Genomic DNA, 20,253 nt, shown 5'->3' on the forward strand with positions numbered 1-20,253 from the left:
GCCACGCCACCACTCACCCGGAGGTATCACGCATGATCAAGCATCCACGCATCGTGGACCTGAGCGAGACCGAGCCCAACCGCCGGCGCGGAGGTGACCTGCGGGCCATGCTCACGCCCGCCACGGTCGGCTCCACCAGCGGCTTCATGGGCCTCGCCCTGATCCAGCCCGGAGAGCGCATCGGCGAGCACTACCACCCGTACTCCGAGGAGTTCGTGTACGTCGTGCAGGGCGCCCTCGAGGTGGACCTGGACGGCGAGACGCACGAGCTGCGGCCCGACCAGGGGCTGCTGATCCCGATCGACGTGCGGCACCGCTTCCGCAACGTCGGCGACGTGGAGGCCCGCATGGTCTTCCACCTCGGTCCGCTCGCCCCGGAGCCGCGCCTCGGCCACGTCGACACCGAGGAGCCCGAGCCAAGCGAGGTCATAAGGTGACCCGGCGGGTGGCGGTCACCGGCGTCGGCGTGGTGGCTCCCGGGGGAATCGGCGCCACGGCCTTCTGGGACCTGCTGTCCAACGGCCGGACGGCGACCCGCGGCATCACGCTGTTCGACCCGGCGGGCCTGCGCTCGCGGATCGCCGCCGAGTGCGACTGGGACCCGGACGCCCACGGCCTGCCCCTCGACGTGCGCGACCACACGGACCGGTACATCCAGTTCGCGGTCGCCGCCGCCGGCGAGGCCGTGCGCGACTGCGGACTCGACACCGGCCGCGAGGACCCCTGGCGGATCGGCGTCTCCCTCGGCAGCGCCATCGGCGGGACCACCCGCCTGGAGCACGACTACGTCCTCGTCAGCGAGCGCGGCAAGCGCTGGGACGTGGACCACCGCGCGGCCGAACCGAAACTCCATCTGGCCTTCGCGCCGAGCACGCTCGCCGCGGTCGTCGCCGAACAGTTCGGCGCCCAGGGCCCCGTACAGACCGTCTCCACCGGCTGCACCTCCGGACTCGACGCGGTGGGCTACGCCTTCCACACCGTCCAGGAGGGCCGGGCCGACGTCTGCATCGCCGGCGCCTCCGACTCCCCGGTGTCACCGATCACCATGGCGTGCTTCGACGCCATCAGGGCGACCTCGCCGAACAACGACGATCCCGAGCACGCCTCCAGACCCTTCGACGCGGACCGCAACGGCTTCGTCATGGGAGAGGGAGCGGCGGTTCTCGTCCTGGAGGAGGTCGAGCACGCCCGCGCGCGCGGCGCCCACGTGTACTGCGAGATCAGCGGCTACGCCACGTACGGCAACGCGTACCACATGACCGGACTGACCAGCGAGGGCCGGGAGATGGCCCGGGCGATCGACACCGCCCTCGGCCAGGCCCGGCTCGACCCCACGCTGATCGACTACGTCAACGCGCACGGCTCCGGCACCCGGCAGAACGACCGGCACGAGACGGCCGCGGTCAAGCTGTCCCTGGGCGCCCACGCCTACGACACCCCGATGAGCTCCATCAAATCCATGGTGGGCCACTCCCTGGGCGCGATCGGCGCGATCGAGGTGGCCGCCTGCGTCCTCGCGCTCCAGCACCAGGTGGTGCCGCCCACCGCGAACTACGAGACGCCCGACCCCGAGTGCGACCTGGACTACGTACCGCGCACCGCCCGCCCCCGGAAGCTGAGGAACGTGCTCTCCGTCGGCAGCGGATTCGGCGGTTTCCAGTCGGCGGTGCTCCTGGCCGGGCCAGGTGGGAGGGCACGATGAGCGGTCGACGCGCCCGGCGCGCGGTCATCACCGGCATCGGTGTGATCGCGCCCAACGGACTGCACGCGGACGCCTACCGGAAATCCGTCCGGGAAGGCCTGTTCGTCCTGGACCGGATCACCCGTGAGGGCTGCGAGAACCTGCCGCTGCGTGTCGGCGGCGAGGTCCGCAGCTTCGACGCCGAGAACCACATCGAGGAGCCGTTCCTGGTCCAGACGGACCGGTTCAGCCACTTCGCGATGGCGGCGGCGGCCCAGGCCCTCGACGACGCCGGCATCGGCCGCGGCGCACCCGAGGACCCGTACTCCATCGGCGTGTTCACCGCCGCGGGATCCGGCGGCGGCGAGTTCGGCCAGCGCGAGCTGCAGAAACTGTGGGGCCAGGGCTCCAAGTTCGTCGGCCCCTACCAGTCCATCGCCTGGTTCTACGCGGCCAGCACCGGCCAGATCTCCATCTGGAGCGGCTTCAAGGGACCGTGCGGAGTCGTCGCCAGCGACGAGGCCGGCGGCCTGGACGCGATCGCGCACGCCGCCCGCGCCGTGGGGCGCGGCACCGAGGCCCTCGTCGTCGGCGCCACCGAGGCCCCGCTCGCCCCGTACTCGATGGTGTGCCAGCTCGGCTACCCCGAGATCAGCACCGCCGAGGAACCCGAACGCGCCTATCTGCCCTTCACCACGGCGGCCCGGGGGTTCTCGCCCGCCGAGGGCGGCGCCGTCCTCGTCGTGGAGGAGGAGTCCCGCGCCCGCGAGCGCGAGGCGCCGGTGCGCGCCGTCGTCGCCGGGCACGCCGCCACCTTCACCGGCGCGTCCCGGTGGGAGCGCTCCAGAGAAGGCCTCGCCCACGCGATCCGGGGCGCCCTCGACGAGGCCGGCTGCGCCCCCGAGGAGATCGACGTCGTGTTCGCCGACGCGCTCGGCGTCCCGGAGGCGGACCGCGCCGAGGCGCTGGCCCTCGCCGACGCCCTGGGCGCCCACGGCACCCGCGTCCCCGTCACGGCGCCCAAGACCGGCATGGGGCGCGCCTACTGCGCGGCGTCCGTCCTGGACGTGACGGCGGCCGTGCACGCCCTGGAGCACGGCCTGATTCCCCCCACGCCCAACGTGTTCGACATCTGCCACGACCTGGATCTGGTGATGTCCCGCGCTCGCCCCGCCGAGCTGCGCACCGCCCTGGTCCTCAGCCGGGGACTCATGGGCTCCAACGCCGCGCTCGTAGTGCGCCGCGGCGACGAATCCGCCCGACAGCACCGGGCGGGAAGGAGAACACCCGCATGATCACCACCGAAGTCACCTACGAGGAACTGGCCGGCCTGATGAAGAAGGCGGCCGGTATCACCGTCGACCCGCAGGAGCTCGCGCAGGACCCCGACGCTCCCTTCGACGCCCGCGGCATCGACTCGCTCGGTCTGCTCGGCATCGTCGGCGAGATCGAGAACCGCTACGGCCGGTCCCTGCCTCCCGACTCGGAACGCTGCAAGACACCCCGCGCGTTCCTCGACCTCGTCAACAACGCCCTCAAGGCCGGAGCCTGACATGGCACACACCGAGAACAGCATCACCATCGACGCCCCCCTCGACCTCGTCTGGGAGATCACCAACGACATCGAGAACTGGCCGCGCCTCTTCAGCGAGTACGCGTCCCTCGACGTCCTCTCCCGCGACGGCGACACGACGACCTTCCGCCTGACCATGCACCCGGACGACAACGGGAAGGTCTGGAGCTGGGTCTCGGAGCGGACCGTGAACCGCGCCGAACGGACCGTGCGCGCCCGCCGCGTCGAGACCGGCCCCTTCGCCCACATGAACATCCGGTGGGACTACGCGCAGACCCCGGAGGGCACCCGCATGGACTGGGTGCAGGACTTCGCGATGAAGCCCGAGGCCCCCGTCGACGACTCGTGGATGACGGACAACATCAACCGGAACTCCGCCACGCAGATGGCCCTCATCCGCGACAAGATCGAGAAGGCCGCGCGGGAGCGGCAGAAGGCGCCCGCGACGCCGCGCTGACGGCACGGCGAGGAAGGAAACCCGATGCACCACTCCCTGATCGTCGCCCGCATGGCGCCCGGTTCGGCGCCCGCGATCTCCGACGTGTTCGCCGCCTCCGACCGCGGTGAACTCCCGCACCTCATCGGTGTCGACCGGCGCAGCCTGTTCCAGTTCGGCGACGTGTACCTGCACCTCATCGAGTCCGAGCAGGACCCCGCGCCCGCCATCGCGAAGGCGGCCGGGCACCCCGAGTTCCGCAGTGTCAGCGAGCAGCTCTCGGCGTACGTCAGCGCGTACGACCCGACGACCTGGCGCAGCCCCAAGGACGCCATGGCGCACTGCTTCTACCGCTGGGAGCGGGGCGCCCCGTCCTGACCGGGCGCCCGGGAACGACACGAGGCCGCCGGCCACCGCGTGGGACGCGGGGCCGGCGGCCTCGGTGCTGCGGGTCCGCTCAGGCGGGCACGGTGCACTCGAAGGCGTGCAGGTACGCGTTGACGGGGCGGATCTCACCGATGGCGAGTCCGGCGTCGGTCAGCCGCTCCACCATGCTCTGCCGGGTGTGCTTGGCGCCGCCGACGTTGAGGAGCAGCAGCAGGTCCATCGACGTCGTGAACTTCATCGACGGGGTGTCGTCGACGAGGTTCTCGATGACGACGACCCGGGCCCCGGGCCGGGCCGCCGCGCGGACGTTGGCCAGCGTCCTGCGGGTGCTCTCGTCGTCCCACTCCAGGATGTTCTTGATGATGTAGACGTCCGCCTCCACGGGGACGGCCTCGCGGCAGTCCCCGGGCACGATGCGCACCCGGGAGGCGAGGGCGCCGCCCTCGCGCAGCCGCGGGTCGGCGTTCTCGACGACGCCCGGCAGGTCGAGCAGGGTGCCGTGCATCCCGGGGTGCTTCTCCAGCAGGCTGGCCACCACGTGCCCCTGACCTCCGCCGATGTCCACGACCGAGGACACGTCCCGCAGGTCGAGGAGTTCGGCGACGTCCTGCGCCGACTGCCTGCTGGACGTCGTCATGGCCCGGTTGAACACGTGGGCCGACTCGGGGGCCTCGGTGTTGAGGTAGGTGAAGAACTCCCGGTCGTAGACGTCCTCGAAGACGTTCCGGCCGGAGCGCACCGCCTCGTCGAGCTTCGGCCACACGTTCCACGTCCACGGCTCGGTGCACCACAGGGCGATGTACCGCAGGCTGTGCGGGTCGTCCTCGCGCAGCAGCCGGGACATCTCCGTGTGCGCGAACGTGCCGTCCGGGCGCTCGGTGAAGACGCCCTGGCTGGACAGCGCGCGCAGCAGCCGGCGCAGGGTGCGCGGCTGGGTCTTCACCGCCGCCGCCAGTTCGTCCACGCTCAGAGGTGTGTCGTCGAGGGCGTCGGCGACACCCAGGCGGGCCGCGGCGCGGACGGCGGCGGCGCACGCAGCCCCGAACACGAGCTCCCGCAGCCGCATGGGTGGCGGGGGAGCGAGCTCAGGCGCGGGTGCCGGATCGACGGTCGTCATGGGGTGCCTCACTTCTGCCGGCGTGATGCGGCGCGTGACGGGGTTCGTGATGAGGGTGGGGACTTGTCCTGAGGGGCGGCACGGGTCAGCACAAGCCGCCGGGCCGGGAGGTCGCGCACGTGTTGTCGCGGAAGGTGTTGCCCGCGCCGTCGTCCTGCACGGCCAGGTCGGCCGCGCCGTTGCGCAGGACCACGTTGTCGCGGATCGCGTTGCGCTGGTTGAGGGCGTTCTTGAAGTTCTTGGCCAGCACGATGCCGCCCGACATGGGGGCCTCGCCCACGTTGTCCTCGACCCGGTTGCCCGCCACCAGCGAGTCCTCGACTCCGGTGAGGATGATCCCCGAACCCTGCAGATAGGGCAGCCGGGCGGTCTTCGGGCAGTACTTGTTGTTGGCGTGGACGTCGTTGGCCACCACGCGCAGGTCGCCGGGGCGGGGCGTGTTCTCGTCGCCGACGAGGAACATCGCGGTGCAGTTGCCGGTCGCCTCGTTGTGGTCGACCGTCAGGTTCCGCAGGCGCCGCACCGTGAGGCCGATCCGGTTGTCGCGGAGGCGGTTGTGGCTGATCACCGCCCTGCGGGTGTCCACGGCGCCCTCCTCGGCGGCGACCGTGTTGGCGACGAAGAGCCCGGCGTCGCCGTTGCCCGTCGCGGTGTTGCCGCGGAACGCTCCGCGCAGGGACCGCTCCTGGGCGAGGCCCCACTGGCCGTTCTTCTCCGATGTCACCTTCTCGACCCGGAGCCGGTCGGTCCCCGTCGCCCACAGCCCGGACTTGGCGAAGCCGCGCAGCGTCAGGGAACGGACGGTGACGTTCTTGACGGGGTCGGCCTCGGTGCCGGTCACGCAGACGCCGTTGCCGGCCTTCGCGCAGGCGCTGTCGCCGGCGGAGGCGGCGGGGACGAGGACGGTGGACCGGGCTCCGGAGCCCTGGAGGGTCACGCCGGACACGTCGACGTCGACGCTCTCGTGATAGGTGCCGGGGGCGAGGAGGACGACGTCCCCCGGCTTCGCTGAGTTCATTGCTTTCTGGATGGACTCGCCCGGTTTCACATGGTGCACCGTCGGGGCGGCGGCCGCCGGTGAGGCAGCCCCGAGGCCCGACGCGACGGTGGCCGCGGCACAGGCGAGACCCACAATCTGTCGTTTGGTCACATGGCGAAGCTATGAGCGGGTGTTCCGCCCTGCCACCGCTGTTCCCCCAGGCGGGCGCCGCCGCCTCGCGAGCCTGTCCCTGACGGCCGGACGGAAGGAGGTACGACGTATCGGGCGCGCTTCTCCGGCTTCTCAAGGCGATTCCGGGGCGAGCAGCCGCCGCAGCGCCGTCGGTGTGTGGCCGAGGTACTGGCGCATGGTCCGGCAGAGGTGGGCCTGGTCGGAGAAGTCCAGGTCGGCGGCGAGGGTCGCGAGGCTGTCCTCGCCCGCGTCCAGACGGTCGAGGGCCCGGCCGACACGGACCCGGTTGCGGTAGCGGGTCAGGGAGACGCCCATCTCGCGGGTGAAGGAGCGGCTCAGACGGTAGGGCGAGACGCCGAGGAGCTCCGCGAGCGGCAGCAGCCCCGCGGAGGCGGGGTGGGCCTCGCCGATCGCGTGCCGGGCCGCGGCGACGAGCGGCCCCTCGTCCCGGCCGGTGCGTACCCCGGCCGGGACGGCTCCGGCGACGGCCTGTCCGACGGCGGCGGCGAGCAGTCCGAGGAGTTCCTCGGTCACCGCGTGGTCCACGTCGCCGGTGCGGGCGGACGCGAGGACTCGGCGGTGGGCCGGGTCGACGCGGGCGTCCACGTACACGCTCTGCCGGACCGGGCGGGCGTCCTCACCGGCCGTGGCCCGCCACAGAGTGGGCGTCAGGCTGATCGAGGTGCACTCGTCGCCCCCGGCGGCCGGGTGCGCGAAACGCTCCTCCTCGCCCGGCACACCGAGATAGGCCGTCGTCGGGTCGACCTCGGCCGGGGCGCCGGCCACCTGCCGGCGGAACCGGCCGCGCCGCACGAGCACCACCCGGTAGTCCTCGCGCACCTCCGTCCGCGACCAGTGGGTGTGGTCGTCCCGGCAGCTCACCGCGGTGATGCGGAAGTCGGGCCGGTTGGCGAGAACCGTGGTGGTGAGCACCCTCCGACGCTACGCCGGGGGTCTGACATCGGCCCCGCCGCAAGGATCTTCAAGACCGGGACGGGACGTGGCGAGCAAGCTGGGCGGCGCCCCGATGGCGCCTGACACCTGACACCTCACCCGACAGGAGAAGAACACATGGCTCACCTCCACAAGGACTTCCTGATCGACAACAGCCCGGAGAACGTCTGGGAGGCCCTGCGGGACGTCGGAGCCGTGCACCGGCGCCTGGTGCCGGGCTTCGTCACGGACACCCGCATGGAGACGGACACCCGGATCGTGACCTTCGCGAACGGTGTCGTCGTGCACGAGTTGATCGTCGACATCGACGATGCGGCCCGCCGGGTGGCCTACGCGGTGGTGGGCGGCTCGATGGCACCGAAGCACCATCACGCCTCGATGCAGGTCCTCGCCGACACCGAGGGGCGCAGCCGGTTCGTCTGGACGATCGACGTGACGCCCGACGAACTCGCCGGACCGATCAGCGCGATGGCCGAGCAGGGCGCGCGCATCATGCAGGAGACGCTGAAGGCCACCGATCACGGGTGAAGACCGCGCGGCGCCGGTACGTGAAGCCCGATGTGGAGGATGTGCGGCCGGTGGCGAATGCGTGGGGAGGTTTGGTCAGTGGTGCGGCCCCCGCTCACGAGCAGGATGTGAGATGTGGGAGCGTGGGTGGGTGAGTGAAAAGAACGTCGAGACCCTGCAGTACCGCTTTGACGGGCCGGAAGACGGCCCGGTCCTGGTCATCGGGACCTCCCTCGGTGCTACATGGCATATGTGGGACCGTCAGATCCCCGAGCTGGTCAAGCAGTGGCGGGTGTTCCGCTTCGATCTTCCCGGACACGGCGGCGCCCCGGCGTACCCCGTCGACTCCGTCGGGGAGCTCGCCGACCGGCTGCTCGCCACGCTCGACGAGGTCGGGGTGCAGCGCTTCGGGTACGCGGGCTGCTCGCTGGGCGGCGCGATCGGCGCCGAACTGGCCCTGCGGAACCCGCAGCGCGTCGCGTCCCTCGCCCTGGTCGCGGCCTCGCCCCGCTTCGGCACCGCCGACGAGTTCCGCCAGCGCGGCGTCATCGTCCGCAGCAACGGCCTGGATCCCATCGCCCGTACGTCGCCCGAGCGCTGGTTCACCTCCGGCTTCGCCGCCGCCCAGCCCGCCATCACGGACTGGGCCGTGCAGATGGTCCGGACGACCGACCCGGGCTGCTACATCGCCGCGTGCGAGGCCCTCGCCGCGTTCGACATCCGCAGCGAGCTCGGCGCCATCGGCGTGCCCACGCTCGTCCTGGTCGGCTCGGAGGACCAGGTGACGGGGCCGGCGGAGGCCCGCACCCTCGTCGCCGGCATACCCGACGCCCGGCTCGCCGTCGTGCCCGGCGCCTCGCACCTGGCCCCGGTCGAGCAGCCCGCCGCCGTCACCGATCTCCTGGTTCGGCACTTCTCCACGGCCTGGCAGCCCGCCCAGGACACCGGCCAGCACGCCATCCCCGCGCCGCCGGTCAAGCCGGTCCTGGCCCCGCCCGTCCCGACGGGCCCCGTCGCCGAGATCGCCCCGGCCGCGGTCCAGCCCGAGGCGGCCGTCCGGCCCGACCCGCACGACACGGGCCTCAAGGTGCGCCGCGAGGTGCTCGGCGACGCGCACGTCGACGGGGCGCTGGCCGAGGCGGACGACTTCTCCGGCGAGTTCCAGGAGTTCATGACCCGCTACGCGTGGGGCGAGATCTGGGCCCGCCCGGGACTCGACCGCCGGATGCGCTCCTCGGTGACGCTCACCGCCCTTGTCGCGGGCGGCCACCTCGACGAGCTGGCCTTCCACACGCGCGCCGCCCTGCGCAACGGCCTGACCGCCGACGAGATCAAGGAGATCCTGATGCAGACGGCCGTCTACTGCGGCGTGCCCGCGGCGAACTCCGCGTTCAAGGTCGCCCAGCGTGTCATCCGCGAGGAGACCACACCGCAGGAATGACCGAGCAGGATGGGACCATGACGCTCACCTTCCAGAAGCTGTCCCACGCCTGCGTCCGCCTCGAGAAGGACGGACAGGTCCTCGTCGTCGACCCGGGCGGGTTCTCGGAGCAGGACGCGGCGGTCGGCGCCGACGCGATCCTCGTGACCCACGAGCACCCGGACCACTTCGACGAGGCACGGCTGCGCGCCGGGATGGAGGACCGCCCCGGCGCGCAGATCTGGACCCTGCGCTCGGTCGCGGAGAAGCTCTCCGGCGCGTTCCCCGGCCGCGTCCACACCGTCGGACACGGCGACACGTTCACCGCCGCCGGCTTCGACGTCCAGGTCCACGGCGAACTGCACGCCGTCATCCACCCCGACATCCCGCGCATCACGAACGTCGGCTACCTCCTCGACGGCGGCACGGTCTTCCACCCGGGGGACGCGCTCACCGTCCCCGATCAGCCGGTCGAGACGCTGATGCTCCCGGTCATGGCGCCCTGGAACAAGATCGCCGAGGTGATCGACTACGTGCGCGAGGTGAAGCCGAGCCGCGCCTACGACATCCACGACGCGCTCCTGACCGACCTGGCCCGCCCGATCTACGACAACCAGATCGGCGCGCTCGGCGGCACCCGGCACCTGCGCCTGACACCGGGCGACACCGTCCGGCTGTGACCCGGAGTCAGCGGGCGAGGAGCTCCAGCACCTCGTCCGTCGTGCCCAGCTCGGCGATCCGCGGGTAGATCTTGCCGAACGTGTGCGCGTGGGACGCGGCGTCGGTGTCGGTCGTCGCGTCCTCGACCACCAGCAGGTGGTAGCTGAGCTCGAAGGCCGAGCGCGCGGTGGACTCCACCCCGATCGACGTCGAGATGCCGCCGAGGACCAGCTGCGTGACCCCGCGCCGGCGCAGCTGGAGGTCGAGCTCCGTACCGGTGAAGGCGCCCCAGTGCCGCTTGGTGATCACGATGTCGTCGCCGAGCGGGCCCAGCTCGTCGGGGAACGCGGCGAACGCGGCCGGCGGGGCCTGGGTGAGGCCCGGCGTCGTGGCGCGGCTCACCGGCAGGTCGCCGCCGTCGGGCGACCAGGCGACCCGCACCCGGACCACCGGCAGGCCCCGGGCACGGAAGGCGTCGGCGAGCCGCGCCGCGTTCTTGAGCACCGTGTCCGCGGAGTGCGGGGCGGTCGGCAGGCCGAGGATGCCCTGCTGGAGGTCGATGAGGACGAGGGCGGGGCGCTCGTCCAGGGTTGGGGCGGGGAGGCTGCTGTCACTCATATTTCGACAGGCTACCTGTCGAAAAGGCCGTTGTCGTACCCGCCCGGTAGGTTGTGGGACATGCGCATCGCTACCTGGAACGTGAACTCGATCACCGCCCGCCTGCCCCGGCTCCTCGCCTGGCTCGAGAGCAGCGGCACGGACGTGCTGTGCATCCAGGAGACCAAGTGCTCGGCCGAGCAGTTCCCGACGGAGGAGCTGCGCGAGCTCGGCTACGAGTCGGCGGTCAACGCGAACGGGAGGTGGAACGGGGTGGCGCTGCTCTCCCGCGTCGGCCTCGAGGACGTCGTCAAGGGCGTGCCCGGCGACCCCGGCTACGACGGGGCCGAGGAGCCCCGCGCCGTCTCCGCGACCTGCGGCCCGGTCCGCGTCTGGTCGGTCTACGTGCCGAACGGGCGGGAGGTCGACCACCCGCACTACGCGTACAAGCTGCGCTGGTTCGAGGCGCTGAAGGCGGCGGTGGCCGGCGACGCGCAGGGCTCCCGCCCGTTCGCGGTGATGGGGGACTACAACGTGGCGCCGACCGACGACGACGTCTGGGACATCTCCGTCTTCGAGGGCGCGACGCATGTGACGCCGGCCGAGCGGGCCGCGCTCGCGTCGCTGCGGGAGGCGGGGCTCAGCGACGTCGTGCCGCGCCCTCTGAAGTACGACCACCCCTTCACGTACTGGGACTACCGCCAGCTCGGCTTCCCCAAGAACCGCGGCATGCGGATCGACCTCGTCTACGGGAACGCGCCGTTCGCGAAGGCGGTCTCCGACGCCTACGTCGACCGCGACGAACGTAAGGGCAAGGGGGCGTCGGATCACGCTCCCGTGGTGGTGGACCTCGACGTGTAGCGCGACCTGACCGCCGGTGGGGGCGGGCCGCGCAGTTCCCCGCGCCCCTGAAATGCAGACCCTTCGGGTCGCATTTCCCCGATGAGGCGCAGCCTCATCAGGGGCGCGGGGCTGTGCCCGATCAGCGACTCCGTCGCGGGGCGCGACGGGTGGGCCTCTGGGGCGCACGAAGTGTGCCTTCAGGGGCGCGGGGAACTGCGCGAGAAGCCCCACCGGACCCGCACCCGCCGACGAACCGGCGAAGCTACGGCGCGAGGACCCCCAGGTCGACCGATGAGCCCAGCGCAGCGAGCCCCGCATCGCCGGGATGCAGATGATCCCCGCTGTCGAACGCGGCCCGCATCCGGGCCGGCCGCTCCGGATCCCGCAGCACCGCATCGAAGTCCAGCACCGCGTCGAACCCCGAATCGGGCCCCCGCAGGAACCGGTTCACCTCGACCCGCCCCGCGTCGGCGGCGGCCGTGCACAGCGCCTCCCCCTCGCACGGAGTGATCGTCGCCCCGACCACCCGCAACCCCCGCGCCCGCGCCAGCGCGGCGACCTCGCGCAGCCCCGCCACGACCTGCTCCCCGCTCGCGCCCCACCGCAGGTCGTTGATCCCCTGGAAGACCACGACGGTCCGCGCCGAGGTCTGGGCGAACACGTCCCGGTCGATCCGGTGCAGCGCGCTCACTCCACCCGTGTCCACGGACACCCCGTCGCCCGGATACCGGTCCCCGACGACCTTGTTCGCCGAGATCCCCTGGTTCAGCACCCCGTAGCGCGGCACCTGCGACTGCCCGAGCAGCCGCCGGGCCAGCACGTTCGGCCAGCGCCTGTTCGCGTCCTGGGTCGACTTCACCCCGTCCGTGATCGAGTCCCCGAGCAGCACCACGGACCCGGGCCCGCCGCCCACGTCGACCCCGGTGAGCAGCGGCCAGTACGTGATCGTCGAGGTGAAGGCCGTAGCGGCGGCGTCCGTCGCGTGGTCCCCGGGCTCGCTCACGTACGACCGCTGGAGCGCCTGGCTGTGCACGGGCGCGCTGAGCACCGGGTCGGGCAGGTGGAAGCTGACGAGGAGGTCGGAGTCGGACGGCACGTCGAAGTCGACCGGATCGCTGAACGCCTGGGCACCGGCGGGCAGTTGTGTCCCCGAGGCGCCGCGGAAGGTGAGCGGGACGGGCGCCCCGCGCGTCGCGGCCCCGGCCTCCCGTACGGCCACCGACGCGCTCCCGATCCGTACGGGCGTCGACGCGAAGGTGTTGTCGAGCCGGATCCGGACCCGGGGGCCGCCCGTGCTGGTGTGCACGACGAGCCGCACCGTCCGGTCCGCCCACGGGCCGACCGTCGTGTACCCGGCGGTCGACGCGGCCCAGGTGCCCGTCCAGCCGTGCGTCGCCCGGCGCACGGAGACGTCGAAGACGTGCAGCGCGCGGCCGGCCTCGTCCGGCGCCCCGGGCAGGTCGACGGAGCTGATCGCACGGTCCGCGCGGACCGGCACCGTGACCACGTACAGCCGGGTCCGGTCGGGGACCTGCCCCTGCGGGGTGTTGCGGTGCGGGAGCGCGACGGACTTCGTGGCGAGCGGGCCGGTGCGCCAGTCCGGGGCGGTGAGCGTGTACCGGGAGCGGGAGCCGTCCGTGTAGCGGACGGTGCCGGTGCCGCTCGCGTCGCCACCGGTCCCGGCGACGAGGAAGGCGAGCGCGTTCCCGGTGCCCCGCAGCCGGACGCGCTGGCCGTCCGCCCGGACGTTGTCGGGGCCGTCGCCCGCCGTGCGCGGCCAGTGCAGTTCGGCGCCCTGGACACCGAGGCGCCGCCCGGGGGTCCAGCCCGCCGCCGTCAGGTCCTGGGCGGACAGCGAGCCGCCCGCGCCGTCGAAGTCCGCATCGGCCGGCTCGCGGTCGTCGCTGACGGCCCGATTCTCGAAGAGCCGCTCCAGGGGGAGCGGCTCGGGTCTGTGCGGGGCGGCAGCCTCGGCGGTCGTCGCGGGGGTGAGGCCCGCGCAGACCGCCAGTAGGACAGCTGTTCCCCAGGTGCGTCGGCGCACGGCCGGCTCCCTCCGTGGTGCGGCGGGCGTGACAGGTGTGCCATGAACGTAGGAAGGGGGCAGGGACGCGTCAATGAGGCGCGTAGGAAGCCGCCGTGAACGCACCGCGAACAGCGGGTCCGCGCGCCCTGTGGTGCCGGGGCCAGGGGGAATGCGAGGCTGGACGGTATGAAGATCCCGTTCGTGGACAATTGGCGCAAGAAGCACGAGCCCGTCCTCGCTGTCGCGGCGGCGGCGTCCGACGGCGGCGGGGCGGGTTCCGGTGGTGCGGGCGGCGGCGACGGACTCGCCGAACTGCTCTCGGAGTGCGAGCTGTTGCGCTCGCAGGCGGCTGCGGCGGGCATCGAACTCGACGACTCCGTACGGTCCTTGGAGAAGCTCGATCAACTCGTGCCGCGCTGGCGCGAGGACCCCGAGGTGCTGCCCTGGCTCGGCAACGACGCGGGCCTGTACCTCGGCACGGTCCTGGTGCGCCATGTCCCCGGCGCCGCCTGGCTGATCCGGCCGGACGGGCAGCCCGTCGTGCTCCTGGAATCGGGCCGGGAGATCGAGGTCGTCGAGGCGGGGCAGGAGTGGGCGGAGAGCGGCGCCCCGGAACTCTCCCAGTTCTACGCGGAGGCCGCCGAGTCCTGAGACGCGATGCCCTGAGCCGCAAATACGGTTAATGCCCATACGTGCGTGTCGTCGGTTAAGTCCCCTATGAGCGTGGATAGTTTGCGCAAACCGAGACAGCTGAGAGTGGGCAGGACTGGCATGGCCGTCGATCCTTTGATCGAGCTGCGTGACGTGAACAAGTACTACGGAGAGCTGCATGTCCTCCAGGACATCGACCTCACCGTCGGCAAGGGGGAGGTGGTCGTGGTCATCGGCCCTTCGGGGTCGGGCAAGTCGACGCTCTGCAGGACGATCAACCGGCTGGAGACGATCCAGTCGGGCACCATCAAGCTCGACGGCAAGCCGCTGCCCGAGGAGGGCAAGGCGCTCGCGCAACTGCGTGCCGAGGTCGGGATGGTCTTCCAGTCCTTCAATCTCTTCGCGCACAAGACCGTCCTCCAGAACGTCTCGCTGGCCCAGGTGAAGGTCAGGAAGCGCAAGAAGGAGGACGCCGACCAGCGCTCGCGCGAACTCCTCGACCGGGTCGGTCTCGCCGCCCACGCCGACAAGTTCCCCGCGCAGATGTCCGGCGGCCAGCAGCAACGCGTGGCCATCGCCCGCGCCCTCGCCATGGACCCCAAGGCCCTGCTCTTCGACGAGCCGACCTCGGCCCTCGACCCCGAGATGATCAACGAGGTCCTCGAGGTCATGCAGCAGCTGGCCCGTGACGGAATGACCATGGTCGTCGTCACCCACGAGATGGGCTTCGCGCGCACCGCCGCCGACCGCGTCGTGTTCATGGCCGACGGGAAGATCGTCGAGGACCGCGCCCCCGAGGACTTCTTCACGCATCCCGAGAGCGAGCGCGCCCGCGACTTCCTCTCCAAGATCCTCAAGCACTGACCGGGGGAGTGCAGCACCTCATGATCGTAAAGTCGCTCAGGCTGCTCACCGCCCTCGCGGTGGCCGCCCTGGCCGCCACCGCCTGCGGCAAGGAGGGCACACCGCCCGTCAAGGGCCCCTCCGCCGCCGAACTCCCCAAGTACCAAGTGGCACAGGGCTTCTCGCTGCCCGACTCCAAGACCTGGAAGAAGGCGAACAAGCGAGGCCACTTCGTCGTCGGCGCCAAGGAGGACCAGCCCTACCTCGGTGAGAAGAACCCCGCCAGCGGCGTCTACTCCGGCTTCGACATCGAGATCGCCAAGATGATCTCCGCCTCGCTAGGTCTGGACCCGAAGAAGATCTCCTTCAAGACGATCGCCTCCGCCAACCGCGAGACGGCCCTGCAGAACGGCCAGATCGACTACTACGTCGGCACGTACACCATCAACGACAACCGCAAGAAGCTCGTCGGCTTCGGCGGCCCGTACTACATGGCCGGCCAGAGCCTGCTCGTCCGGACCGGCGAGGACGACATCCACGGCCCCCAGGACCTCGACGGCAAGCGCGTCTGCTCGGCCGCCGGATCGACCCCCTACCAGCGGATCCAGGCCGACTACCCCAAGGCCGAACTCGTCGCCTACGACACCTACTCGGTCTGCGTCGACAACCTGCTGACCTACCAGGTCGACGCCGTGACCACCGACGACGCGATCCTGCTCGGCTACGCGGCCAAGGTGCCCGACGAGCTGAAGCTGGTCGGCAAGCCGTTCTCCGAGGAGCCGTACGGCATCGGCGTGCCCCGCTCCGACAACGCGCTGCGGTTCGCCGTCGACACCGCGCTCGCGCAGCGCGAGAAGGACGGCGACTGGAAGAAGGCGTACGACGCGACGCTCGGCCTGTCCGGCGTGCCCGCACCGAAACCGCCCGCCATCGACCGCTATCCGGCGAGCTGAGGACCCGCACCGTGAACGTACTGACCGAAAATTTCTCGACCTACTGGAAGGGCTTCCTCGGTACGGTCGAGCTCACCGTCTACGCCTCGATCCTCGCCCTCGTGCTGGGCTTCGTCATGGCGTCGTTCCGTGTCGCGCCCGTCGGCTCCTTCCGCGCCTTCGGCACCGCCTGGGTCACCGTCCTGCGCAACACCCCGCTGACCCTGCTGTTCTTCGCCGTCCTGCTCGGCCTGCCGCGCTTCGGGCTCGTGCTGCCCTTCACCGTCTTCGCCGTGCTCGCGCTGGGCTGCTACACCTCCGCGTTCATCTGCGAGGCGCTGCGCTCCGGCATCAACACCGTGCACAAGGGGCAGGGCGAGGCCGCCCGCAGCCTCGGCATGTCCTTCGGCCAGACGCTGACGCTGGTGATCCTGCCGCAGGCGTTCCGCTCGGTGATCGCGCCCGTCGGCTCCAACCTCATCGCCCTCGCCAAGAACTCGGCGATCGCGGGCGCCTTCAGCGTCACCGAACTGCTCGGCACCTACAAGACGCTCAGCGAGCTCGGGTTCAACATCATCTGGACCTTCGTCTGGATCGCGGTCGGCTACCTCATCATCACGCTCGCCATCAGCGCGGTGTTCAACCTCATGGAAAAGCGCTGGGGAGTCGCCCGATGAAAGCACTCGACCACGGTGCCACCGCCCTGTACGACATCCCGGGCCCCAACACCGAGCGCCGGCACAAGCTGTACGGGCTCCTGTCCACGGTGATCCTGCTCGCGCTCGTCGGCTGGATCCTCTACCTGCTCTTCGACACCGACCAGTTCACCAGCACCAAGTGGACTCCCTTCGAGTACAAGGGCATCCAGGAACTGCTGCTGCGCGGCCTCGGTAACACGCTCAAGGCCTTCGCCATCGCGGCCGTGCTGTCCCTGGCGCTCGGCACGATCCTCGCCGTGGGACGCCTGTCCGACCACCGGCCCGTACGATGGCTCGCCACCCTGTTCGTCGAGTTCTTCCGCGCGATGCCGGTCCTCGTGATGATCTTCTTCATCTACGTGGCCCTCAAGGCCGAGCCGCTGCCCGCGCTCGTCGCCGGACTGACCCTCTACAACGGCTCGGTGCTCGCCGAGGTCTTCCGCTCCGGCATCAACGCCGTGGAACGCGGCCAGCGCGAGGCCGCGTTCGCGCTCGGCATGCGCAAGACGCAGGTGATGGCGCAGGTCCTGGTGCCGCAGGCGGTGCGGGCCATGCTGCCCGCCATCATCAGCCAGCTCGTGGTCGCCCTGAAGGACACGTCGCTGGGGTATCTGATCACCTATGAGGAGTTTCTCCACGCCGGGAAGCTCATCGCGTCGAACCTCGACTACGATTTGCCCTTCATCCCCGTGGTGATGGTGATCTCGCCGATCTACATCGGGATGTGCATGTTGCTGTCGTGGTTCGCCCAGTGGGTGGCCAGGCGTCAGCGGCGCAATCCCAAGACCGAGGCCGCGGAGGTCGCCCCGGCCGAACCAGGGACGCTGCTGCCCGGAGTGCAGTAGCCACGGAGCGTCGGCCGTCCACGCCCGGCCGCAGCCGGAGATCACTCCTCGCGAGGAGAAGGTCAGCTGCGTGCGGGACGGACGGGCCGCCTGCTTGCCGAGGCCGAGCGGGCCCCTGCCGCATTCGTACGCGGCCGGGGTACCGCTCTTCCTTGGTCGCAGCCGCCTACTTGGCGCGGTGCGAATTGCGCGGAGTCGCGGAGGCCGGCAGCGGCTGCTGGGCCGCGCGCGTCACGTCGGAGACCAGCTCGACGACGTCCGGGCCGTACGCGCCCGAGTTCACGACCTTCAGGAGCAGGACGAACGAGCTGTTGCCGTGCTTGCGCGCGAGCCGCTCGTGATGCCGGGCCAGATACCGGGTCGCCGCCTGGTTGGTGATGGGCAGCTGCCCGCAGAACAGGAACACCGGCCGCGCCTCGCGCGACTCACCGGCCGTCAGCCGCGCCAGGATCACGTACTCGGTACGGCCCGGCTCGACCCGGTAGCGCTCGGAGCCGACCTGGAACGCGCCGCGGTCCGGACCCGGCTCGGGATCCGTGTTGACCCGGATCCCCGGCAGCAGGCTCACCATGTGCGCCGCCATCCGCCGGTTGGACGCCGGGCCCCCGACGCAGAACTCGGTGCGCTCCCCGAAGCCCTGCTGGGCCGTGTCGTGCGCCACGACCTGGGCGTGCGCGCCGCAGTCCTTGACGATCGCCGCCAGTTCGAGCAGCGCGAACACGTCGTGCCGCTTGACGGCCAGCTCGGGGCCGCCTGCGTCGCGGTTCACCACCAGCAGCGACTCCGCGTTGTCGGGCAGCCCGAAGAAGGCCTGCTTGCGGCGGAGCTTGCGTTTCCACAGATAGGTGCGGGCGAGCCAGCCCAGCGAGGCGCTGATGCCCGCTGCGATCAGGCCGAGGACGATGTTGCGCACGTCTTCAGTCATGGGGGCGCACTCTAGCCAACCGGCGTACCGGTGTTCGAGGGGGTCCTGACGGTGCCGGGAAGGCAAGTTACGCTGCGCAGACGGTTGTTGACTGGAGGTACTGATGAGGCGTTCAGTTGCACGGAATCTGTCCCTCTGCGCCCTTGCGGTGAGCATGGTGGCGGTCGGGGCGGCCGCGCCCCCTTCGTCCGCTTCCGGCGCCTCCCCGGGGACGCCGCAGAAGGTTCCGGTCGCCGTCGGGCACGGCGGCGCCGTGGCCAGTGTCGACGCCGACGCCTCCGCCGCAGGCATCGAGGTCCTCCGGAACGGGGGCAACGCGGTGGACGCCGCCGTCGCCACCGCCGCCGCGCTCGGCGTCACCGAGCCGTACTCGGCCGGTGTCGGCGGAGGCGGCTACTTCGTCTACTACGACGCCAAGACCCGGCAGGTGCACTCGATCGACGGCCGTGAGACCGCTCCGCTGAGCGCCGGCTCCGACCTGTTCCTGGAGAACGGCAAACCGCTCGGTTTCGCGGACGCGGTCACCAGCGGTCTGAGCGTCGGCACCCCCGGCACGCCCGCGACCTGGGCCTCCGCCCTGGACGCCTGGGGCAGCAAGGGACTCGGCACCGTCCTGAAGCCCGCCGAACGCCTCGCCCGGGACGGCTTCACCGTCGACGACACCTTCCGCTCCCAGACCGCCTCCAACGAGGCCCGCTTCCGGAACTTCCCGGACACCGCCCGGCTCTTCCTGCCCGGCGGACAGCTCCCGGTCGTCGGCTCGACCTTCCGCAACCCCGACCTCGCCCGCACCTACGCCCAGCTCGCCCGCGAGGGCGTCGGCGCGATCTACCACGGCGACATCGGCGCCGACGTCGTCAAGACCGTCGACGCGCCGCCCGTCGACCCGGCCTCCGGCTGGAACGCCCGCCCCGGCAAGCTGTCCGCCCAGGACCTGGACGCCTACGCCGCGAAGTTCCAGACCCCGACCAGGACCTCGTACCGGGGCCTCGGCGTCTACTCCATCGCGCCGTCGTCCTCCGGCGGCACCACCGTCGGCGAGGCGCTCAACATCCTGGAGCGCAGCGACCTCTCCAAAGCCTCCCAGGCCCGCTACCTGCACCGCTTCATCGAGGCCAGCCGCATCGCGTTCGCCGACCGCGGGCGCTGGGTCGGCGATCCGACCGCCGAGGACGTCCCCACGCGGCAACTGCTCTCCCAGCGCTTCGCCGACGCGCGCGGCTGCCTGATCAAGGACGACGCGGTGCTCACCAGCCCGCTCGCCCCCGGCGACCCCCGCCACCCGGGGACCTGCGGGAAGGCCGGCGACCGGGCCGCGCCGACGACCTACGAGGGTGAGAACACCACGCATCTGACCGTCGCCGACCGGTGGGGCAACGTCGTCGCCTACACCCTCACCATCGAGTCCACCGGCGGCAGCGGCATCACCGTGCCCGGCCGCGGCTTCCTGCTCAACAACGAGCTGACCGACTTCTCCTTCGCCCCGGCGAACCCCGCCGTCCACGACCCGAACCTGCCCGGCCCCGGCAAGCGACCGCGCTCCTCCATCGCGCCGACCATCGTCCTCGACCGGGCGAACAAGCCCGTCGTCGCCGTCGGTTCGCCCGGTGGAGCCACCATCATCACCACCGTGCTCCAGACCCTGACCGGCTTCCTCGACCGGGGCCTGCCGCTCGTCGACGCCATCGCCGCCCCGCGCGCCAGCCAGCGCAACGCCGCGCAGACCGAGCTCGAACCCGGCCTCTACGACAGCCCGCTGCGCGCGGAACTGGAGTCGATCGGCCACTCGTTCAAGCTCAACCCCGAGATCGGCGCCGCGACCGGTGTCCAGCGGCTGCCCGACGGGCGGTGGCTGGCCGCCGCCGAGAAGGTACGGCGCGGCGGCGGCTCGGCGATGGTCGTCGAGCCCGGCCACTGACACTCTGACCAGCCGGGGATCGGCCCACGGGATGCATTCCGTGGGCCGATGTCCGTGTCCCCCCGCGCT

At 71.5% G+C, this 20,253-nt stretch carries 22 protein-coding genes; 16 read left to right on the forward strand and 6 right to left on the reverse strand.

The window, feature by feature from the left end:
* Positions 1 to 32: 32 nt before the first annotated feature.
* The 6 genes from ACZ4E1_RS09645 to ACZ4E1_RS09670 are packed head-to-tail and all read left to right on the forward strand — an operon-like array spanning position 33 to position 4,068.
* Complete coding sequence (locus tag ACZ4E1_RS09645) at positions 33 to 437, forward strand: cupin domain-containing protein (RefSeq protein ID WP_188336103.1); 405 nt, start codon at positions 33 to 35, stop codon at positions 435 to 437.
* A complete protein-coding gene (locus ACZ4E1_RS09650; protein ID WP_467537464.1) occupies positions 434 to 1,702 on the forward strand; it encodes a beta-ketoacyl-[acyl-carrier-protein] synthase family protein in 1,269 nt (422 codons plus the stop codon). The genes ACZ4E1_RS09645 and ACZ4E1_RS09650 overlap by 4 nt, the downstream gene beginning before the upstream one ends.
* Entirely contained in the window at positions 1,699 to 2,976 is a 1,278-nt protein-coding gene (locus ACZ4E1_RS09655; RefSeq protein WP_467537466.1) for a beta-ketoacyl synthase N-terminal-like domain-containing protein, read from the forward strand. Before ACZ4E1_RS09650 ends, ACZ4E1_RS09655 begins: the two co-directional genes overlap by 4 nt.
* Complete coding sequence (locus ACZ4E1_RS09660; protein ID WP_188336100.1) at positions 2,973 to 3,233, forward strand: acyl carrier protein; 261 nt, start codon at positions 2,973 to 2,975, stop codon at positions 3,231 to 3,233. Before ACZ4E1_RS09655 ends, ACZ4E1_RS09660 begins: the two co-directional genes overlap by 4 nt.
* A 1-nt stretch (position 3,234) precedes the next feature.
* Positions 3,235 to 3,711 (forward strand): SRPBCC family protein, encoded by a 477-nt coding sequence (locus tag ACZ4E1_RS09665; RefSeq protein ID WP_467537468.1) that lies wholly within the window; start codon positions 3,235 to 3,237, stop codon positions 3,709 to 3,711.
* Positions 3,712 to 3,735: 24 nt separating this feature from the next.
* On the forward strand, positions 3,736 to 4,068 hold the full coding sequence (locus tag ACZ4E1_RS09670; protein ID WP_467537470.1) for a TcmI family type II polyketide cyclase: 333 nt from the start codon (positions 3,736 to 3,738) through the stop codon (positions 4,066 to 4,068).
* Positions 4,069 to 4,147: 79 nt separating this feature from the next.
* Here the strand turns inward: ACZ4E1_RS09670 and ACZ4E1_RS09675 are convergent, their stop codons facing one another.
* The 3 genes from ACZ4E1_RS09675 to ACZ4E1_RS09685 form a co-directional block, all read right to left on the reverse strand.
* Positions 4,148 to 5,194 (reverse strand): methyltransferase, encoded by a 1,047-nt coding sequence (locus ACZ4E1_RS09675; protein ID WP_467537472.1) that lies wholly within the window; start codon positions 5,192 to 5,194, stop codon positions 4,148 to 4,150.
* Between the two features lie 85 nt (positions 5,195 to 5,279).
* Entirely contained in the window at positions 5,280 to 6,344 is a 1,065-nt protein-coding gene (locus ACZ4E1_RS09680; protein WP_467537475.1) for a right-handed parallel beta-helix repeat-containing protein, read from the reverse strand.
* Positions 6,345 to 6,476: 132 nt separating this feature from the next.
* Positions 6,477 to 7,298 (reverse strand): helix-turn-helix domain-containing protein, encoded by an 822-nt coding sequence (locus ACZ4E1_RS09685; RefSeq protein ID WP_467537477.1) that lies wholly within the window; start codon positions 7,296 to 7,298, stop codon positions 6,477 to 6,479.
* Between the two features lie 138 nt (positions 7,299 to 7,436).
* On the opposite strand from ACZ4E1_RS09685, the gene ACZ4E1_RS09690 reads away from it, so the two are divergent.
* The 3 genes from ACZ4E1_RS09690 to ACZ4E1_RS09700 all read left to right on the forward strand — a co-directional run bounded on the left by ACZ4E1_RS09690 (position 7,437) and on the right by ACZ4E1_RS09700 (position 9,926).
* Complete coding sequence (locus tag ACZ4E1_RS09690; protein ID WP_467537479.1) at positions 7,437 to 7,847, forward strand: SRPBCC family protein; 411 nt, start codon at positions 7,437 to 7,439, stop codon at positions 7,845 to 7,847.
* Between the two features lie 112 nt (positions 7,848 to 7,959).
* Positions 7,960 to 9,267, forward strand: a complete 1,308-nt coding sequence (gene pcaDC, locus ACZ4E1_RS09695; RefSeq protein ID WP_467537481.1) for a bifunctional 3-oxoadipate enol-lactonase/4-carboxymuconolactone decarboxylase PcaDC — start codon at positions 7,960 to 7,962, stop codon at positions 9,265 to 9,267.
* Positions 9,264 to 9,926: an MBL fold metallo-hydrolase gene (locus ACZ4E1_RS09700; protein WP_467537483.1), complete on the forward strand. Its 663-nt coding sequence runs from the start codon at positions 9,264 to 9,266 to the stop codon at positions 9,924 to 9,926. Before pcaDC ends, ACZ4E1_RS09700 begins: the two co-directional genes overlap by 4 nt.
* Positions 9,927 to 9,933: 7 nt before the next feature.
* On the opposite strand, the gene ACZ4E1_RS09705 is transcribed toward ACZ4E1_RS09700, so the two are convergent.
* Positions 9,934 to 10,524, reverse strand: a complete 591-nt coding sequence (locus tag ACZ4E1_RS09705; RefSeq protein ID WP_467537485.1) for a hydrolase — start codon at positions 10,522 to 10,524, stop codon at positions 9,934 to 9,936.
* A 60-nt stretch (positions 10,525 to 10,584) separates the two neighbouring features.
* Between ACZ4E1_RS09705 and ACZ4E1_RS09710 the strand changes: the two genes are divergently transcribed.
* Complete coding sequence (locus ACZ4E1_RS09710; RefSeq protein WP_467537487.1) at positions 10,585 to 11,364, forward strand: exodeoxyribonuclease III; 780 nt, start codon at positions 10,585 to 10,587, stop codon at positions 11,362 to 11,364.
* Positions 11,365 to 11,608: 244 nt separating this feature from the next.
* On the opposite strand, the gene ACZ4E1_RS09715 is transcribed toward ACZ4E1_RS09710, so the two are convergent.
* Positions 11,609 to 13,390, reverse strand: a complete 1,782-nt coding sequence (locus ACZ4E1_RS09715; RefSeq protein WP_467537489.1) for an SGNH/GDSL hydrolase family protein — start codon at positions 13,388 to 13,390, stop codon at positions 11,609 to 11,611.
* Positions 13,391 to 13,558: 168 nt separating this feature from the next.
* Between ACZ4E1_RS09715 and ACZ4E1_RS09720 the strand changes: the two genes are divergently transcribed.
* The 5 genes from ACZ4E1_RS09720 (at position 13,559) to ACZ4E1_RS09740 (ending at position 17,341) form a co-directional block, all read left to right on the forward strand.
* Positions 13,559 to 14,023, forward strand: a complete 465-nt coding sequence (locus ACZ4E1_RS09720) for a DUF6278 family protein (RefSeq protein WP_467537491.1) — start codon at positions 13,559 to 13,561, stop codon at positions 14,021 to 14,023.
* A gap of 120 nt (positions 14,024 to 14,143) precedes the next feature.
* Positions 14,144 to 14,887, forward strand: coding sequence for an amino acid ABC transporter ATP-binding protein (locus ACZ4E1_RS09725; protein WP_467537493.1), 744 nt, complete (start codon positions 14,144 to 14,146; stop codon positions 14,885 to 14,887).
* Between the two features lie 20 nt (positions 14,888 to 14,907).
* On the forward strand, positions 14,908 to 15,819 hold the full coding sequence (locus tag ACZ4E1_RS09730; RefSeq protein WP_467537495.1) for a glutamate ABC transporter substrate-binding protein: 912 nt from the start codon (positions 14,908 to 14,910) through the stop codon (positions 15,817 to 15,819).
* An 11-nt stretch (positions 15,820 to 15,830) separates the two neighbouring features.
* Positions 15,831 to 16,475, forward strand: a complete 645-nt coding sequence (locus ACZ4E1_RS09735) for an amino acid ABC transporter permease (protein ID WP_467537497.1) — start codon at positions 15,831 to 15,833, stop codon at positions 16,473 to 16,475.
* Positions 16,472 to 17,341, forward strand: coding sequence for an amino acid ABC transporter permease (locus tag ACZ4E1_RS09740; protein ID WP_467537499.1), 870 nt, complete (start codon positions 16,472 to 16,474; stop codon positions 17,339 to 17,341). The genes ACZ4E1_RS09735 and ACZ4E1_RS09740 overlap by 4 nt, the downstream gene beginning before the upstream one ends.
* Positions 17,342 to 17,507: 166 nt before the next feature.
* Here ACZ4E1_RS09740 and ACZ4E1_RS09745 read toward each other — a convergent pair whose 3' ends face one another.
* Entirely contained in the window at positions 17,508 to 18,266 is a 759-nt protein-coding gene (locus ACZ4E1_RS09745; protein ID WP_467537500.1) for a hypothetical protein, read from the reverse strand.
* 103 nt (positions 18,267 to 18,369) lie between these two features.
* Here ACZ4E1_RS09745 and ggt point away from each other — a divergent pair, with 103 nt between their 5' ends.
* Complete coding sequence (gene ggt, locus ACZ4E1_RS09750; protein WP_467537501.1) at positions 18,370 to 20,184, forward strand: gamma-glutamyltransferase; 1,815 nt, start codon at positions 18,370 to 18,372, stop codon at positions 20,182 to 20,184.
* The last annotated feature ends 69 nt before the right edge of the window (positions 20,185 to 20,253 follow it).

Source organism: Streptomyces sp. NPDC025806 (genome assembly GCF_055558275.1).

Excerpts from the sequence above, each read along its gene's own strand:
- ACZ4E1_RS09720 (WP_467537491.1), top strand. The coding sequence starts at position 13,559 with ATGAAGATCCCGTTCGTGGACAATTGGCGCAAGAAGCACGAGCCCGTC.
- ACZ4E1_RS09725 (WP_467537493.1), top strand. The coding sequence starts at position 14,144 with ATGGCCGTCGATCCTTTGATCGAGCTGCGTGACGTGAACAAGTACTAC.
- ACZ4E1_RS09730 (WP_467537495.1), top strand. The coding sequence starts at position 14,908 with ATGATCGTAAAGTCGCTCAGGCTGCTCACCGCCCTCGCGGTGGCCGCC.
- ACZ4E1_RS09740 (WP_467537499.1), top strand. The coding sequence starts at position 16,472 with ATGAAAGCACTCGACCACGGTGCCACCGCCCTGTACGACATCCCGGGC.
- ACZ4E1_RS09745 (WP_467537500.1), bottom strand. The coding sequence starts at position 18,266 with ATGACTGAAGACGTGCGCAACATCGTCCTCGGCCTGATCGCAGCGGGC.
- pcaDC (WP_467537481.1), top strand. The coding sequence starts at position 7,960 with ATGTGGGAGCGTGGGTGGGTGAGTGAAAAGAACGTCGAGACCCTGCAG.
- ACZ4E1_RS09705 (WP_467537485.1), bottom strand. The coding sequence starts at position 10,524 with ATGAGTGACAGCAGCCTCCCCGCCCCAACCCTGGACGAGCGCCCCGCC.
- ACZ4E1_RS09670 (WP_467537470.1), top strand. The coding sequence starts at position 3,736 with ATGCACCACTCCCTGATCGTCGCCCGCATGGCGCCCGGTTCGGCGCCC.
- ACZ4E1_RS09690 (WP_467537479.1), top strand. The coding sequence starts at position 7,437 with ATGGCTCACCTCCACAAGGACTTCCTGATCGACAACAGCCCGGAGAAC.
- ggt (WP_467537501.1), top strand. The coding sequence starts at position 18,370 with ATGAGGCGTTCAGTTGCACGGAATCTGTCCCTCTGCGCCCTTGCGGTG.
- ACZ4E1_RS09665 (WP_467537468.1), top strand. The coding sequence starts at position 3,235 with ATGGCACACACCGAGAACAGCATCACCATCGACGCCCCCCTCGACCTC.
- ACZ4E1_RS09710 (WP_467537487.1), top strand. The coding sequence starts at position 10,585 with ATGCGCATCGCTACCTGGAACGTGAACTCGATCACCGCCCGCCTGCCC.
- ACZ4E1_RS09675 (WP_467537472.1), bottom strand. The coding sequence starts at position 5,194 with ATGACGACCGTCGATCCGGCACCCGCGCCTGAGCTCGCTCCCCCGCCA.
- ACZ4E1_RS09660 (WP_188336100.1), top strand. The coding sequence starts at position 2,973 with ATGATCACCACCGAAGTCACCTACGAGGAACTGGCCGGCCTGATGAAG.
- ACZ4E1_RS09700 (WP_467537483.1), top strand. The coding sequence starts at position 9,264 with ATGACCGAGCAGGATGGGACCATGACGCTCACCTTCCAGAAGCTGTCC.
- ACZ4E1_RS09645 (WP_188336103.1), top strand. The coding sequence starts at position 33 with ATGATCAAGCATCCACGCATCGTGGACCTGAGCGAGACCGAGCCCAAC.
- ACZ4E1_RS09655 (WP_467537466.1), top strand. The coding sequence starts at position 1,699 with ATGAGCGGTCGACGCGCCCGGCGCGCGGTCATCACCGGCATCGGTGTG.